The organism is Vibrio nereis NBRC 15637, assembly GCF_001591105.1.
GTDB lineage: Bacteria > Pseudomonadota > Gammaproteobacteria > Enterobacterales > Vibrionaceae > Vibrio > Vibrio nereis.
This window is the reverse complement of the sequence record NZ_BCUD01000048.1, coordinates 1-2,393: the sequence shown is the minus strand read 5'-3', so window position 1 is coordinate 2,393 and position 2,393 is coordinate 1. Positions and strand designations below refer to the sequence as shown.

The following is a 2,393-nucleotide window of genomic DNA, read 5'->3' as shown; positions in this document are numbered from 1 at the left end:
CCCAATTAAGGTGTGAAGCACGCATCCACAACTCTCAATTTGAACACCTTAATCACTAAACTTAACCCAAACCGAAAATGCCAAGCGTGCTGAATCACTCTTAAATTGCTTGTTATATGCACAGAATTTCGACTTGCTTGATGGCGTCAAAGAATACTTTATGGCACTTAAAATCGGGCTTACTTCCTAATTTATACCAGAAGAAATTGAACTCATGCCCACCGTCATCTTGAGTAAAGAAGCTCCAGTTATTCGGTGGTTCTTGGTCTATTTCGCAAAGCACAAAATGCCACAATTGATTTTGAAAACCACTTTCCCAGCTGCCAAGATAGTGAGTGCTTGATACACTGGATAACCCTGATTCCTCTTCCAATTCTCTCAAGGCGGCACTTTCGATAGAGATATCCGACTGTTCTAGTGTACCTTTAACTAGTTGAACATCAGCTAATGGATGTTCAAACAACAGTAACTCGCGATAGTTTCCTGATTTTCTGAGCACTACAGGGCAGACTTTGACTTCCCTTTTTCGGACTCTTTCTTCCACTGAACTCTCCCGTGCATATAACGCCCAATTAAGGTGTGAAGCACGCAATAACAGAGCTTCCGCATGGCACTTCAACACCAAAAACCACCGCATACCAAAAATGCCACGCGTGCTGAATCACGCTTGAATTGTTTGTTAGTACGCTGCCCTTGAAATATTTGGAACACACCAAGATGTTGAAATATAGCACGAAATTTATGGCGTAAAACACCAAACCCAAATGGACAACTACTAAACTAGAACTCAACCACAAAACGCAAGTTGGCTAGAAGAAAAACGTGCAAAACTGCCCCATTTTCACTGCTTTCAAATTAGAAAAGGATTCGGTCACTGGACTTAAACAAACACATTAAAGAACCAAATTTAAGGTGAATAATCAACCACGCAAAAGAAACCGCGCCAGAGAAATAGTCCAAAAGTTAGAAACCGTAAACGCTGCAATCAAAGCGAAAAACACACATCTAGTGCCACCGGAAAGAACGTGAAAGGTACACCCATACAAGTGAAAAACCGAGCATCGAAACCAATAAACACCGAAAATTTGACCTTTGATGCCAATCCAGTACTAACGCCGCGTTAAGTAGTGAGCAACGCAAACCACCAGACTTAAGGCATTGTTCCGTAAACACTAAATTCAAAGCAAACCGAAAATGCCGAGCGTTGGGAATCTGCCTTAAACGCTTTGTTAGCACACATTTGTAAGGGGATAATTATTTCAATTTCTCAAATCTGCTATTTGCTAGTGCTGACAATTGAACGCTGTCGATTCTCAATGAGAACTTTTCTAACTTTGATGTGTCTAGTAATTGGCATCCCATACTAACTCTCAGCTTGCTATCCTTTGACAACAGCCCATCATCTACTTCCATGAGCTTGCCAAACACTTTCTCTTCTCTTGTTTGAGCAACAAAATTGTACTTTTCAGTTAACGCTTGAGAATAACCTCGATAAAGAGCGAGACACTTTTCACGTGTCAGGCTTGTTCTGTCTGCTAGTACCGAATAAACCAATTGTTCTTCCAGCAAGATCTGCAATCGAACTGTATCAAAGTGCGATTCTTCGTCTGTCGACTGATCGTATTTAATAACTCGAGTGGGATAAGAAAAATCAAGTTTTAGTTCGTTACTATCAACCGTAGATTCGACTAAGGCAAGTAAAGGAATACTATTGACTACATCTGCTTCCATTATCTCGCTTTCATCGCTACAGGATGCACAAAAGAGAACTAGAGAGGCTATTCCTGCATTTCGAAATTTCATCTAATGTCCTTGAACCCACCGAGTGTGTGCTAACGCCGCGTTAAGTGGTGAACAACGCTAACCACTAAACTTAAACCATTGTACCTTAAACACTTAAGCTGACTTGAACTAAAATCGCCAAGCGTTGTGAATCCGCCTTAAACGCCTTGTTAGGCGAAGTTTCCCACCAGTGTTTAAGTTGGTTTGAAAGCAGATTACCCGAAACAAAATAAGCTACCAAACACCCACTGACTTTTTGTGATTCAAGAACCACAAATGTCACTATGTTTCAGCCAAAATTCCAACAACCACGAAATGCAGACTTTCAGCGATCAAGTTGCTTTTGAGGAAACGAAACGTAAAGCTACAAACTTAAAGCGAGAACAAAAGCCTCAATTAACTTGCCCTTCCCACACTTTGAGCCAGTGAAACTCACAACCAACCGACTAAGAAAACCAATGAGGCAACCCGCAAACCTTGGCATGTTTTACGGCCAGAGAGATTCAAGAATTTGAACCGACAATCTTGAATTGCCGACTTAGAAAAACGAATGCTCAAAGAGACCTAAGAAAATGAGAACAAAGAACTTTCCTGCCCGTCGCCTAACGCCC

2 protein-coding genes are annotated in these 2,393 nt (G+C 41.2%); both read right to left on the bottom strand.

Features of this window, described 5'->3' with window-relative positions:
• Positions 1 to 112: 112 nt before the first annotated feature.
• Positions 113 to 544 (bottom strand): NUDIX hydrolase, encoded by a 432-nt coding sequence (locus tag VNE01S_RS18680; RefSeq protein WP_029858084.1) that lies wholly within the window; start codon positions 542 to 544, stop codon positions 113 to 115.
• Positions 545 to 1,254: 710 nt separating this feature from the next.
• On the bottom strand, positions 1,255 to 1,803 hold the full coding sequence (locus VNE01S_RS18675; RefSeq protein ID WP_025502382.1) for a hypothetical protein: 549 nt from the start codon (positions 1,801 to 1,803) through the stop codon (positions 1,255 to 1,257).
• Between the last annotated feature and the right edge of the window lie 590 nt (positions 1,804 to 2,393).

What these genes read in the sequence shown, in the direction of transcription:
- VNE01S_RS18675 (WP_025502382.1), bottom strand. Translation starts at nt 1,803, where the DNA reads ATGAAATTTCGAAATGCAGGAATAGCCTCTCTAGTTCTCTTTTGTGCA.